This is a genomic window from Kitasatospora sp. NPDC091335 (assembly GCF_044757205.1).
Taxonomy (GTDB): domain Bacteria; phylum Actinomycetota; class Actinomycetes; order Streptomycetales; family Streptomycetaceae; genus Kitasatospora.
Window position 1 is genome coordinate 872,813 of the sequence record NZ_JBIVUM010000001.1, and the last position, 12,306, is coordinate 885,118.

Genomic DNA, 12,306 nt, shown 5'->3' on the forward strand with positions numbered 1-12,306 from the left:
CCTGCCGGGGGGCGCCACGGGGGGCGGGGGCGCCGGGGGCGGGGGGGGGGGGCGCGCCGGTCGGGGCGGGGGGGGGGGGGGGGGGGGGGCGGCCCCCCCCCCCCGCCCCCGGCCGCGTCGTGCCCCGGTGCCGTCCGTCCCGGCCGGCCCGTCCCGTCCGCCTCCGTCAGGAGCCGTCAGGAGCCGTCAGGACAGGAGCTTCTCCTTGGCCCTCAGGTACTCCTCGTCGGAGATGGCGCCCCGCTCCTTCAGGTCCGCCAGTTTCGCCAGGTCGTCGACGTGGCTCCGGCCGGCGCCGCCGGTGCCGGCGACGCCGCCCCCACCGCCGTCCTCGGCCCCGGCGGCGTCCCGGATGTAGGCCTTGAACGCGGCCTCGGAGCGCTGGGCCTGTGCGACGTCCCGTTTGCCCATCGACTGCCCGCGGGCGATCAGGTAGGCGAGGACGCCGATCAGCGGCAGGACGATCACCAGGACCAGCCAGCCGGCCTTGCCCCAGCCGCCGAGGTCGTCGCTGCGGAAGATGTCGGTGATGATCTTGAACAGCAGGAAGAACCAGAGGATCCAGAGGAACAGCTCCAGCATCGTCCAGAAGATGTGGAGCGCCGGGTAGTCCACGGCCAGAAGTTTGGTGTCCATGGCCGAGTCATATCACCGCAAAACAGACACAGCTCGATGCTGTTGGGCTGTTCCAGTGATCTTCCGCCCGGGTGGGAATACCGGCGGAGGAGGGTGGCCTCAGGCCTGCCCGGCCCGCCGGCGCAGCTCCACCGCCAGCGCGACCAGCTCGCCCCACCAGGCCTCGTGCCCGGTCAGCAGCAGCCGCTGGGCCTCGGCGGGCGGCATCGCGCGGACCTCGACGACCTGCTCGCCGTCCGCCGGGTTGGTCGGCGCGGAGTCCAGCGCGACCTCTCCCCAGCCCCACAGCCAGGCCTTCTCCGGGTGCGGCTGCCACGGGCGGTACGGCAGCGGGTCCTCGGTGCGACAGCGGTGCGCGCCCAGCCAGCCCGGCTCGCCGAGCAGCCGGGCGCCTGCCTCCTCCCGCAGCTCGCGGTCCAGGCAGGAGGCGACGCTCTCGTCCCGTTCGCGGGTGCCGCCGGGGAGGAACCAGTGGTCCCGGTCGTCCCGGCAGAGCACCACCTCGCCGTCCGCGAAGCCGACCAGGTGGATGTTGGTGACCAGCGCGTCCGGCGGCAGCTCGGTGGAGAACTGCGCGTCGAACCGTCCCCAGCTCCAGTACTGCGGCGCGTGCAACGACGGGAACAGGGCGGCGAGTTCGACGGATCTGGCAGAGGCGTCGGTGCGGTCCGTGGTGTCGGTCATCAGGTGATCGTAGTGCCGGCCGGGAAACGGCGGGGGGCGGTCGGATGGACGAGGGCGATGTCGTCGGTGGAGATGGCGCGCGGGCGGCGCGGGCGCGCCCCCTCGGCCGGCGTGCCGACCCAACTGCCCAGCGAGATCTCGGCGGTGATGCCTGGTCCGAAGCCCGCGATCAGCCCGGTGGTGCCCTCGGGCACGCCACCGTCGGCGAACAGCCTGGCCAGCGCGTCGAACACCACGGCGCTGGCGATGTTGCCGCGCTCGGTGAGCGTCGCCCGGCTGTAGCGGAAGGTGGCCGGCTCCAGGCGCAGGAAGCGGCACAGGTCGTCCAGGATGCGCGGGCCGCCCGCGTGCACGATGTAGAAGCCGAGCCCGGAGACGTCCCAGCCGTGCTCCCCGGCCAGGCCGCGCAGCGCCGGCGCCAGCATCTCCATCGTGCCGGGCACCCGCTTGTCCAGCTGGAAGTGGAACCCGGTGTCCTTGACCCCGTACGAGATCCAGTCCTCGGTGTGCGGGACGAGGTGCGAGCCGTTGCGCTCGATCTGCACGCCGTGCCCGCCGTGTCCGCGCACCACCACGGCGGCGACCGCGTCCCCGAACAGGCCGTTGGAGAGCAGCGAGCCGACGCCGAGGTCGGCCGGCTGGTAGCAGAGCGAGCAGAACTCGCAGGCGACGATCAGCACGTTGGCGCCGGGGTAGGCGCGGCAGAAGTCGTGCGCGCGGTTGACGGCGGCGCCGCCGGCCGCGCAGCCGAGCTGGGCGATCGGCACCTGGCGGGTGTCCGGGCGGAAGCCCATGGTGTTGATCAGCCAGGCGGTCATCGACGGCATCATGAAGCCGGTGCAGGAGACGTAGACCAGCAGGTCGATGTCCCTGGCCGTCAACTCGCCGTACGCGAGGGCGCGTTCGACGACCTCGGGGACGCGCCGCTTGGCCTCCCGCTCGTACGTCTCGTTGCGGACGGTGAAGCCCGGGTGGGTGAGCGTCCGCTCGATCGGCTGGACCAGGTGCCGGGTGCGCACCCCGGTGTTCTCGATCAGTCGCAGGGCCAGGCCGAGCTGGGGGTGGCCGGCGTGCAGGGTGCGGGCCAGGTCGAGGGTCTCCTCGACGGTGATGACGTGCTCGGGCACGGCGATCGCCGGGCGGCAGAGAGTTGCCATGGGTGGGTCTTCCCTGGGGGCCTGGTGGCAGGCCGGTGGATGCGTGGAACGGTACGGGCGCCGCGCGGCGGCGGGCCGGGGAGCCCGGCGGCAGGGGGCCGGCTACCAGGCCACCGGCAGGGTGCGCGGGAAGCGCCAGATCGAGCCGGACTCCCAGTCGAGTCCGGACGGATCGACGGCGAGCCGCAGGCCGGGGAAGCGGCGCAGCAGGGTGCCGATGGCGACCTGGAGCTCCATCCGTGCCAGGTGCGAGCCGAGGCAGTGGTGCTGGCCGTACCCGAAGGCCATGTGGGTGGGCGCGCCGCGGTCGAGGTCCAGCTCGTCGGGGCGCTCGTAGAAGGCCGGGTCCCGGTTGGCGGTGAGGTAGGAGACGTGCACGGCCTCGCCGGCCCGGATCAGCACCCCGCCCAGTTCGACGTCCTCGGTGGCGACCCGGGCGATGCCGACGCCCTGGCGGAACGGGATGAAGCGCAGCAGCTCCTCCAGCGCCCGGGGCAGCATCCCGGGCCGGGCGCGCAGCTCGGCGAGCTGCTCGGGGTGGGTGAGCAGGGTGTGGGTGATGTTGCCGAGCTGGTAGGTGCTGGTGTCGTGGCCGGTGACCAGCAGGACCATCGCCATCACGGTCAGCTCGCCCGGGTCCAGCAGTTCGTCGCCGTCGCGGGCGGTGGCGAGGGCGCTGATCAGGTCCTCGCCGGGGTGGGCCCGGCGGGCGGCGGTCAGCTCGGCGAAGTAGGCACGCAGCGCCGTCTTGGCGGCCTCCTGGCCGTCCCGGCTGCCGGGGCCCATCCGCATCATCGCCACCGCGTGGCCGCGCAGTTCGGTGCGGTCGGCGGCGGGGATGTCCAGCAGGTCGCAGATGGTGGTGAGCGGGAGGCGGGCGGCCAGGAAGTGCATCAGGTCGGCGGGGGCGCCGTGCTCGGTCATCTCGTCGAAGTAGCCGTCGACGGTCCGCTGGGTGGTCGGGCGCAGCCGCTCGACCTGACGGTTGGTGAAGCCCTGGGCGACCAGCCGGCGGAGCCGGTTGTGGGCGGGCGGGTCCATCAGGTTGATCGCCTCGGCCTGGGCGATCGGGGCGGGCGTCATCCGCGGCAGGTCGCGGCCGATGCCGGCGGCGCGGCTGAACCGGCGGTCGGTGGTGACCACCTTGACGTCCTCGTAGCGGGTGGCCAGCCAGGCCTCGCCCTCGCCGTGCGGCAGCCGGATCCTGGCGACCGGGTCCTCGGTGAGCAGCCGCTTCAGGAGGGGGTCGAACTCCAGGCCTTCGGTGTGGTGGAAGGGGCAGTCCCACACGGGGGCGGTGGTGGTCACGGGCCGGTCCAAGTGTTCTCGTCATGCCGGGTGGTGGCGCCCGAGGTGTCGGTAGCTGTTCGGGCGTGGACATGCAGATAGTGCCCCATGACATGGCAAAAAGGGGAATTTGGTGAAGATTTAACTCCAAGGAGTGAGATTCGGATGATAGTCACGCGAATTGAGGTGACAGGGGCGGATGTTGACGGTCAGCCGCCACCCGGGGCGACCAGCCCGGTCTCGTAGGCGAGCACCACCGCCTGCGCCCGGTCGCGCAGGTGGAGCTTGGCGAAGATCCGGGCCACGTGGGTCTTCACGGTCGACTCGCTGAGCGTCAGTTCGCGCGCCAGCTCGGTGTTGGACAGCCCCCGACCGAGCAGCGCGAGCACCTCCGCCTCGCGCGGGGTGAGCGGCGCGAGGTCACGGTGCAGCGGCGGGCCCTCGCTGCCGGGCGCCGGGCGCGGGGCGCCCGCCGCGAAGCGCTCGACCAGGCGCCGGGTGATCGAGGGGGCGAGCAGCGCGTCCCCGGTGTCCACCAGCCGTACGGCGGCGGCGAGATGGGCCGAGGTGACGTCCTTGAGCAGGAAGCCGCTGGCCCCGGCGGACAGCGCGGCGTAGACGTAGTGGTCCAGGTCGAAGGTGGTCAGCATGATCACCCGGCATCCTGGCACCTGCGCCAGGATGCGCCGGGCGGCCTCCAGGCCGTCCGTGCCGGGCATCCGGATGTCCAGCAGCGCGACGTCCGGGCGGTGCAGCACGGCGGCGGCCACCGCCTCGGCGCCGTCCGCGGCCTCGGCGACCACGTCGATGCCGCGCGCGTTGAGGATCATCCGGAAGCCGGTGCGGACCAGCTCCTGGTCGTCGGCGATCACCACCCGGGGGCGGCGCTCCCGCTGCTGCTCGTGCTCCATGGTTCCCTCCGTCACGGCCGGTCCAGCGGGATGCGGGCGCGGACCCGGAAGCCGCCGCCGAGCCGGCGCCTGGCGTCCAGGTCCCCGCCGTACACCGCGACGCGCTCGCGCAGGCCGATCAGCCCGCGTCCGGCGCCGTCCGGCGGCCTCGCCGCGGGGGCGGCCCCGCCGGAGAGCACGCTCGGACCGCTGTTGAGCACCTCCACCCGCAGGTAGTGGTCCGCATAGCGCACCGTCACCTCCGCCGTCACCCCGTCCCCGTGCTTGAGCGCGTTGGTCAGCGCCTCCTGGACGATCCGGTACGCCGTCACGTCGATGCCGCCGGGCAGCGGCCGCGGCTCGCCGGAGATCCGCACCTCCACCGGCAGCCCGGCGAAGGCGAACCGGTCGATCAGCGGGCTCAGCCGGCCCAGGCTCGGCTGCGGCGCGAAGTCGTCCGCCGGCGCCTCCTCGCTGCCGCCCGCCGCCGGCGCCAGCAGGCCCAGCAGGTGCCGCAGCTCGGTCATGGTGCCCCGCCCGGCCTCCTCGACCGCGGCCATCGCGGCCGCCGCCTCCTCCGGCATGGTGGCCAGCACCTCGCGCGCGGCCCCGGCCTGCACCACCATCAGGCTCACGTTGTGGCTCACGATGTCGTGCAACTCGGCCGCGATCCGGGCCCGTTCGGCGTCCACGGCGGTCCTGGCCGCGCTCTCCCGCTCCCGCTCCAGCAGCCAGCCGCGCTCGCCGACGGCCGTCCGGTGCAGCCGCCGCGCCCTGGCGAGTGCCACGGCCAGCCAGCCGGCCGCCGTGCTCGCCGCAGCGGCCGTCGCGACGGCCGCCCACTCCCACCCCGTTCCCCACACAGCACCATCCTCCCAGGTCACGGCATGATCCACATCATCCGGGGGTGCCGCCCCCGTACATCCCCGGTACTACGGCCGTCCGCGGTTACACCCGGGGTGGGACGTACCGGCCGGGCCCCGCGCCTACGGTCGTCCACCATGAGCAACGACCACGACGGGACCACCCGGCCGGACGACGCGCAGGTCGTCGTCGAGCTGTCCGGGGTCCACAAGGAGTTCGGCGACGCCAAGGCGCTCGACGGCGTCGACCTGCGGATCCGCGCGGGTGAGGCGGTCGCCGTGATGGGCCCCTCGGGCTGCGGCAAGTCCACCCTGCTGAACATGGTGGCCGGGCTGGACCGGCCCACCGCCGGCACCGTCCGGGTGCAGGGCCAGGACCTCGGGCCGCTGAACGAGAACGGGCTGGCCCTGTTCCGCCGCCGCCACATCGGGATGGTCTTCCAGTTCTTCAACCTGATCGACGACCTCCCGGCCCTCGACAACGTCGCCCTGGCCGCCCAGCTGACCGGCACCAGCGCCCGCCAGGCCCGCCGCCGGGCACTGGAGCTGCTGGACGAACTCGGCGTCGCCCACCGCAAGGACGTCTACCCGGCCACCCTCAGCGGCGGCGAGCGCCAGCGGGTCGCGGTGGCCAGGGCCCTGATGAACCGCCCGGCCCTGCTGCTCGCCGACGAGCCCACCGGCGCGCTGGACAGCCGCTCCGGCGAGCAGGTGATGGACCTGCTGATCGACCTCAACCAGATCGGCCAGACCCTGCTGATCGTCACCCACGACCCCGCCCTGGCCACCCGCTGCGCCAGCCGGCTGGTCGAGATGGCGGACGGCCGCGTGGCGAACGAGCGGATGCTGGAGCCGCAGTCATGACCGGAGCCGTGTGGCGGGCCTCGCGGGCGGCGGTGAAGCGCCGCCGGGTGCAGACCGCAGTGATCGGCCTGGTCGTCTTCTGCGCCACCACGACGGTGCTGCTCGCCCTCGCGGTGATCAGCGCCGCCCGGGCCCCCTTCGACGAGGCCTTCGACGGGCAGCACGGCGCGCACGTCGTGGCGTCCTTCGACCCGGCCAGGGCCTCGGCGGAGCAGCTGGCCGCCACCGCCCGCCGGCCCGGCGTCGAGGCGGCCGCCGGGCCGTTCGACCAGGCGACGGTGGAGATCCCCACCGACTGGGTCGGCAGCCCGCCAGGACCGCTGACCCTGGTCGGCCGGGCCGACCGGGCCGGGCCGGTGGACCGGGTCGAGCTGCTGTCCGGCCGCTGGGTCGCCGCACCCGGCGAGGTGGTCCTCAACTCGCTGTTCGGAGGCGCGGCGGAGACGTTCCTGGACTCCCGGATCCCCATCGGCGGCGGCCGCCACCTCACCATCGTCGGCTTCGCCACCAGCATGAGCCAGAGCGCCGGCGGCTGGGTCACCCCCGAGCAGGCCGCCGCCCTGCACCCCACCGGCCGGCAGATGCTCTACCGCTTCACCGACGCCGCGAGCGAGCAGCGGCTCACCTCCGCCATGGACACCGCCACCGAGGGCCTGCCGGAGGAAGCGGTCACCAGCGCCCAGTCGTACCTGGTGCTCAAGGACGCCTTCTCGGCGGGGGCCGACGCCTACCTGCCGCTGATGACGGTCTTCGGCGTGCTCGGCCTGGTCGTCTCGGCGCTGATCGTCGGCAACGTGGTGAGCGGCGCGGTCGTCTCCGGCTACCGGCACATCGGCGTGCTGAAGTCGATCGGCTTCACCCCGCGCCAGGTGGTCACCGTCTACCTGACCATGGTCTCGGTGCCCGCGGTCGCCGGCACCGTCCTCGGTACGGCGGCCGGCTGGGTGGCGTCGTACCCGATCCTCAAGTCGGCGTTCTCCGGCATCGTCACCGGTACCGCCGTGATCGAGCCCGCCGGCTGGCTGCCGCTCGCCACCCTGGCCGGCGTCCCGCTGCTGGTGGTCCTCGCCGCGCTGCTCCCGGCCTCGCGCGCCCACCGGCTCTCCGCCGCCCAGTCCATCTCGGCCGGCAGCGCCCCGCGCAACGGCCGCGGCCTGAGGATTCAGCGTTGGCTGAGCGGCACCCGGCTGCCGCGAGCCGTCAGCCTCGGCCTCGGCCAGCCCTTCGCCCGCCCCGCCCGTACCGCGCTGACCATGGCGGCGATCGTGCTCGGCGTCGTCACCGTGACGATGACGGCAGGCCTGAGCAGCACCCTGACCAGACTGGTGGACCACACCGACGGCCACACCCACGTCAACGTCCAGACCGCCCACTTCTCGGGCGACAGGACCGAGCCCAGGCTCACCCCGGCCCAGACCGAGGCCATGCTGCGCGCCGCCCCCGGGGCCGAGCGGGTCAGCACCCGCGGGCTGGTCCAGGTCGGGCTGGCCGGCCACCCCCAGCCCGCGTTCGCCGACTTCTACGGCGGCGACAGCGTCGGCGCCAAGTGGCTCTCGGTGGTGAACGGCCGCCCGGCCACCGGCCCGAACGAGATCGAGGCAGGCCCGTCCTTCCTCCGGCAGCACGGGCTCAAGCTCGGCGACAAGCTCACCCTGCTCCTGGACGGGCGGCAGCTGGCCGTCACCCTCGTCGGCGAGGAGGCCGAGGGAAACCCCAGGGCGTTCGCCTCCAACGACGCCACCAGGGCCGCGCTCACCGACGACCCGCACGTGGTCGAGTACGACGTGACGCTCGCCAGGGGCGCCGACGCCGAGGCGTACCGCAAGGCGGTCACGGACGCCGACCCGAGCCTCTCGGCCTCGGTCTTCGACCCCGACCTGGGCGGGCCGATCGCCGCGGTCATCGCCTTCACCACGATCTTCACGGTGCTGCTGTCGGTGGTCGCCGCGCTGGGCGTCTTCAACACCCTGCTGCTCACCATCCGCGAACGCCGCCGGGACCTCGGCATGCTGAAGTCGATCGGGATGACGCCCCGGCAGGTGGTGGCGATGACGGTCACCTCGGTGGCCTGGCAGGGCGTGGTCAGCGGGATCATCGGCATCCCGGTCGGGGTGGTGGCCCACCGGCTGATCGTCGAGAACGTCGGGACGATCGTGTTCACGGAGGAGACGATCGACGTCTGGAGCGTCCCGCTGCTGAGCGGCCTCGCCGTGGCCGGCGTCGCGATCGCCGTCCTCGGCGCGCTCGTCCCGGCCCGCTCGGCGGCCCGGCTGCCGATCGCCGAGGTGCTGCACAACGAGTGAGCGGGCGTCGGCGGTCGCGGCCGGCCGGCCGGAGCACCCGGCCGGCCGTCCGCCGCGTCCGGGCCTGTCGCGCCCGGGTCCGCCGCGCCCGTGCACTGTGCTGACGCGTGCTCAGGTCCCGGTGTGAGGGCGCCTATCATCGCGCCATGGCCACCGCTGAGCTGATCCGCATCGTCTCCCGCTCCTCACCCATGGCGCTCGCCCAGGTCGAGCGGGTCCGCACCGAACTCGCCGCCCTGCACCCGGGCCTGCGCACCGAGGTGGTACCGGTCACCACCTCGGGCGACCGCTGGACGGGTGATCTCGCCCTGCTCGGCGGCAAGGGCGCGTTCACCAAGGAAGTCGACGCCGCGCTGCTCGCCGGGGAGGCCGACGTCGCCGTCCACTGCCTCAAGGACGTGCCCGCCGACCGCCCGCTGCCGGCCGGCACCGTGTTCGCCGCCTACCTGCGCCGCGACGACATCCGCGACGCCCTCGTCCACCCCGGCGGCCTGCCGCTCGCCGCCCTCCCGCCCGGCACCCGGATCGGCACCTCATCCGTCCGCAGGGTCGCCCAACTCGCCGCCTCCCACCCGCACCTGGAGTGCGTCCCGATCCGCGGCAACGCCAACAGCCGGCTCGCCAAGCTGGCGGCCGGGGACGCCGACGCGCTGCTGCTCGCCCTCTCCGGCCTGGAACGGATCGGCGAGCAGGCGCGGATCACCGAGGTGCTCGGCATCGAGGCGATGTGCCCGCCGATCGGCGCCGGCATCCTCGTGCTCCAGTGCCGCGAGGGCGACACCGCGACCATCGAGGCGGTCACCGGCCTCGGCCATCACGAGACCTGGCGCGAGGCGGCGGCCGAGCGGATGTTCCTGCACGCGCTCCAGGGGCACTGCAACAGCCCGATCGCCGGCTACGCCAGGGCGGAGCGGGACGGCCGCCTCTCGCTGCGCGGCCGGGTCTTCACCCCGGACGGCAAGCAGGTGCTGGACGCCCACGAGTGGGCGGGCGCGCTCAGCCCGGAGGACCTCGGGACCTCGGTGGCGCTGGCGCTCAAGCGGCAGGGGGCGCAGGAGCTGATCTCCTCGATCCCTCACTGATCCGGCACTGTTGCCGCACTGATCCCGCGTCGGCGGGCCGCACGGCGACCGGGCGGTGACCGTCCGGCGGTTTTCCCCGCCCCGGTGAGAACCGGGCGGGTGTTCGGGGCGTCCGTTTGAGGCGTGATCAGTTCGGTGCTCGGCGGGATGCCGATGTTCTGGCCCGGGCTGCTGCTCTCGCTGGTGCCCGCGGCTCTGTGGAACCGGCCGGTGGGGCGGTTGCTGCGGGCCCACTGGGTGGTGGGCTTCGTGCTGCTGCTCGGGCTCGGCGGGGTGGTCGTGGGGACGCTGCTGCCGGAGGCGTTCCAGCTCTCGGAGGGCGGCGTCCGGCACTGCGCGACGGAGGGCGGCCGGCCGCGGTCACCGTACGAGCTGCTGCACGTCCGGCACATCGGGATCAAGCTGGCGACGTATGCCCCGGTCGGCTTCGCGGCCGCGCTGGCGGGCACCCGGCGGCGGGCCGCGGTGGCGCTGCTGGGCGCGGCGGTGCTGCCGTTCGCGGTGTCGGCGGTGCAGTACGCGGTGCCGGCGATCGGGCGGGCCTGCGACGTGCAGGACGTCTGGGACGGGGTGCAGGGGGTCGCCCTGGGGGCGGTGCTGGGGCTGGGCGCCGGGCCGCTGGTACGGGCGGTGCGGGCGCGTTCGCGCACCGTCTGACCGGCGGCTGTCCGGCTGGCCGGGTTGTCGGTCGGGTTACCGGTCGAGGAGCGGGAAGAGCCGGGCGACGGCGGCGACCGGACGGGCCCCGGCGGGCCGGGCGGCCGGGTCGGTGTCGCGGTCCCGGTAGCGGGCCAGCACCTGCCGGACGGCCGCGCCGACGGCGGTCAGCTCCTCGGGCGTCAGGTAGACGACGGCGCTGAAGGCCTCGTCCTGCTGCCACTCGGCCGGGGCATCGGCCCGCCGGGCGAGCCAGCGCTGGTGGCTCTCGTCCTCCAGACCACGGGCCAGCTCGCCGAACTCGCCTTCCGGCAAGGCCTGTCGGGCCGTCGGCAGCCGCCAGGGCCGGGCCCGCCCGTCGGCGGCCGGGGCCTCCTCGATCAGCCCGTACCGGGCCAGCTGCCGCAGGTGGAACGAGCACAGGCCCGAGCTGTAGCCCAGTCGCGAGGCCGCCTCCGTGGAAGTGAGTGTGCCGCGTTCGGCCAACAGCTCCAGCAGCGCGGTGCGGACGGCGTGCTCGGGGAGCGGGCCGTTGGGCAGGGACCCGGTTCTGACGAGGTCTTCGGTCACTTTGCAAAGTCTGCTACTTTGCAAAGTCGACAGCAAGCCCAGTCCCTCGAAGGAGCGCCCGTGTCCGAGCTGCGCGAACCCCCGACCGTCCTGCGGATCACCGAGGTGGGGGAGGAGATCCTGCGCCGCACCTGCCGGACGGCCACCGAGGAGGACTTCGGCAGCGAGCGCCTGGCGCAGCTCATCGACGACATGTTCGCCACCATGCACGTCGCCGACGGCTGCGGCCTCGCCGCCAACCAGGTGGACGTCGACCTGCGCCTGTTCGTCTACGACTGCCCCGACGACGACGGCGTCCGGCACACCGGGCACATCCTCAACCCGGTGGTCGAGGAGCAGGAGCCGGGCCGCGCCCTGATCGAGGAGACCGAGGGCTGCCTCTCCGTCCCCGGCGCCAACACCCGGCTCGCTCGCCCGGCCCACGCGGTGGTGCGCGGCGTCAACCAGCACGGTGAGGCCATCACGATCGAGGGCGCCGGCTACTTCGCCCGCTGCCTCCAGCACGAGACCGACCACCTCAACGGCGGGCTCTACATCGACCGCCTCTCCGCCCGCGACCGCAAGCGGATGATGAAGCAGACCGCCGACCGGCGGGAGAAGATCTTCGCCGAGCGCGCCGCCAGGGCCGCGAAGGCGGCCGGGTGACCGAGCCCGCCCACCTCGCCGCCGTCCGCGCGTCGTACGACACCGTCGCCGCCGACTACCTGCGCCTCGTCGTCCCGCCGGAGGGCATGGACCCGGCGTCCCGGGCGATGCTCGCCGCCTTCGCGGAGCTGGTGCGGGAGTCCGGCGGCAGCGAGGTCGCGGACCTCGGCTGCGGGCCGGGGCGGGTGACGGCGTACCTGTCCGGCCTGGGGCTGTCGGCCTTCGGGGTCGACGTGTCCGGCGAGATGGTCGCCCTCGCCCGCCGGGCATATCCCCGACTGCGCTACGTACAGGGCTCGATGGCCGCCCTCGGCCTTCCGGACGGCGCGCTCGGCGGAATCCTCGCCTGGTACTCCGTCCACCACACGCCGGCCGGCCAACTGCCGGAACTCTTCGCCGAGTTCCACCGAGTCCTCGCGCCCGGCGGCCACCTGCTGCTCGGCGGGCACGCGGGCGAGGCCCAACTGCTGCGCCCTGCCCGGGCGTACGGCCACCCGGTGTCGTACGCCTCGCACCTGGTCCCGATGGCGCGCCTCGTCGAGCTGCTGGAGGGGGCCGGCTTCACCGTCACGACCCGGCTCGAACAGCCGCACCCGCAGCGAGCCGACCGCTCCTACGTCTGCCTGCTGGCCACGCCTGCCGCCGGCCGCCCCGTCACCGGCTGAGTC

General features: G+C 74.0%; 13 protein-coding genes. 6 read left to right on the plus strand and 7 right to left on the minus strand.

Annotated features, from left to right (window positions below; all coding sequences use genetic code 11):
* Positions 1-186 precede the first annotated feature (186 nt).
* The 6 genes from ACIQOW_RS04085 to ACIQOW_RS04110 form a co-directional block, all read right to left on the minus strand.
* Positions 187-636, minus strand: coding sequence for an SHOCT domain-containing protein (locus ACIQOW_RS04085; RefSeq protein WP_401079509.1), 450 nt, complete (start codon positions 634-636; stop codon positions 187-189).
* 99 nt (positions 637-735) lie between these two features.
* The gene (locus tag ACIQOW_RS04090; RefSeq protein ID WP_401079511.1) at positions 736-1,320 is read right to left on the minus strand and encodes an NUDIX hydrolase; all 585 of its coding nucleotides are present in this window, start codon (positions 1,318-1,320) and stop codon (positions 736-738) included.
* On the minus strand, positions 1,320-2,477 hold the full coding sequence (locus ACIQOW_RS04095; protein WP_401079513.1) for a type III polyketide synthase: 1,158 nt from the start codon (positions 2,475-2,477) through the stop codon (positions 1,320-1,322). Before ACIQOW_RS04095 ends, ACIQOW_RS04090 begins: the two co-directional genes overlap by 1 nt.
* Before the next feature lie 102 nt (positions 2,478-2,579).
* Positions 2,580-3,785 carry a cytochrome P450 gene (locus ACIQOW_RS04100; RefSeq protein ID WP_401079515.1) on the minus strand — a complete coding sequence of 402 codons (1,206 nt, stop codon included), beginning with the start codon at positions 3,783-3,785 and terminating at the stop codon, positions 2,580-2,582.
* Between the two features lie 188 nt (positions 3,786-3,973).
* Positions 3,974-4,675 carry a response regulator gene (locus tag ACIQOW_RS04105; RefSeq protein WP_401079517.1) on the minus strand — a complete coding sequence of 234 codons (702 nt, stop codon included), beginning with the start codon at positions 4,673-4,675 and terminating at the stop codon, positions 3,974-3,976.
* Between the two features lie 11 nt (positions 4,676-4,686).
* Complete coding sequence (locus ACIQOW_RS04110; RefSeq protein WP_401079520.1) at positions 4,687-5,517, minus strand: sensor histidine kinase; 831 nt, start codon at positions 5,515-5,517, stop codon at positions 4,687-4,689.
* A 138-nt stretch (positions 5,518-5,655) separates the two neighbouring features.
* Between ACIQOW_RS04110 and ACIQOW_RS04115 the strand changes: the two genes are divergently transcribed.
* The 4 genes from ACIQOW_RS04115 (at position 5,656) to ACIQOW_RS04130 (ending at position 10,423) form a co-directional block, all read left to right on the plus strand.
* On the plus strand, positions 5,656-6,381 hold the full coding sequence (locus ACIQOW_RS04115; RefSeq protein WP_401079522.1) for an ABC transporter ATP-binding protein: 726 nt from the start codon (positions 5,656-5,658) through the stop codon (positions 6,379-6,381).
* Positions 6,378-8,684 carry an FtsX-like permease family protein gene (locus tag ACIQOW_RS04120; RefSeq protein ID WP_401079524.1) on the plus strand — a complete coding sequence of 769 codons (2,307 nt, stop codon included), beginning with the start codon at positions 6,378-6,380 and terminating at the stop codon, positions 8,682-8,684. Before ACIQOW_RS04115 ends, ACIQOW_RS04120 begins: the two co-directional genes overlap by 4 nt.
* Before the next feature lie 146 nt (positions 8,685-8,830).
* Positions 8,831-9,766 carry a hydroxymethylbilane synthase gene (hemC, locus tag ACIQOW_RS04125; RefSeq protein ID WP_401079526.1) on the plus strand — a complete coding sequence of 312 codons (936 nt, stop codon included), beginning with the start codon at positions 8,831-8,833 and terminating at the stop codon, positions 9,764-9,766.
* Positions 9,767-9,889: 123 nt separating this feature from the next.
* Positions 9,890-10,423, plus strand: a complete 534-nt coding sequence (locus tag ACIQOW_RS04130; RefSeq protein ID WP_401079528.1) for a hypothetical protein — start codon at positions 9,890-9,892, stop codon at positions 10,421-10,423.
* A 36-nt stretch (positions 10,424-10,459) separates the two neighbouring features.
* Here the strand turns inward: ACIQOW_RS04130 and ACIQOW_RS04135 are convergent, their stop codons facing one another.
* Entirely contained in the window at positions 10,460-10,993 is a 534-nt protein-coding gene (locus ACIQOW_RS04135; protein ID WP_401079530.1) for a winged helix-turn-helix domain-containing protein, read from the minus strand.
* A 60-nt stretch (positions 10,994-11,053) separates the two neighbouring features.
* Between ACIQOW_RS04135 and def the strand changes: the two genes are divergently transcribed.
* Together def and ACIQOW_RS04145 are read left to right on the plus strand one after the other, a co-directional pair.
* A complete protein-coding gene (gene def / locus ACIQOW_RS04140; RefSeq protein ID WP_401079532.1) occupies positions 11,054-11,638 on the plus strand; it encodes a peptide deformylase in 585 nt (194 codons plus the stop codon).
* Positions 11,635-12,303: a class I SAM-dependent methyltransferase gene (locus ACIQOW_RS04145; RefSeq protein WP_401079535.1), complete on the plus strand. Its 669-nt coding sequence runs from the start codon at positions 11,635-11,637 to the stop codon at positions 12,301-12,303. The genes def and ACIQOW_RS04145 overlap by 4 nt, the downstream gene beginning before the upstream one ends.
* The last annotated feature ends 3 nt before the right edge of the window (positions 12,304-12,306 follow it).

What these genes read in the sequence shown, in the direction of transcription:
- ACIQOW_RS04085 (WP_401079509.1), bottom strand. Translation starts at nt 636, where the DNA reads ATGGACACCAAACTTCTGGCCGTGGACTACCCGGCGCTCCACATCTTC.
- ACIQOW_RS04090 (WP_401079511.1), bottom strand. Translation starts at nt 1,320, where the DNA reads ATGACCGACACCACGGACCGCACCGACGCCTCTGCCAGATCCGTCGAA.
- ACIQOW_RS04095 (WP_401079513.1), bottom strand. Translation starts at nt 2,477, where the DNA reads ATGGCAACTCTCTGCCGCCCGGCGATCGCCGTGCCCGAGCACGTCATC.
- ACIQOW_RS04105 (WP_401079517.1), bottom strand. Translation starts at nt 4,675, where the DNA reads ATGGAGCACGAGCAGCAGCGGGAGCGCCGCCCCCGGGTGGTGATCGCC.
- ACIQOW_RS04115 (WP_401079522.1), top strand. Translation starts at nt 5,656, where the DNA reads ATGAGCAACGACCACGACGGGACCACCCGGCCGGACGACGCGCAGGTC.
- ACIQOW_RS04120 (WP_401079524.1), top strand. Translation starts at nt 6,378, where the DNA reads ATGACCGGAGCCGTGTGGCGGGCCTCGCGGGCGGCGGTGAAGCGCCGC.
- hemC (WP_401079526.1), top strand. Translation starts at nt 8,831, where the DNA reads ATGGCCACCGCTGAGCTGATCCGCATCGTCTCCCGCTCCTCACCCATG.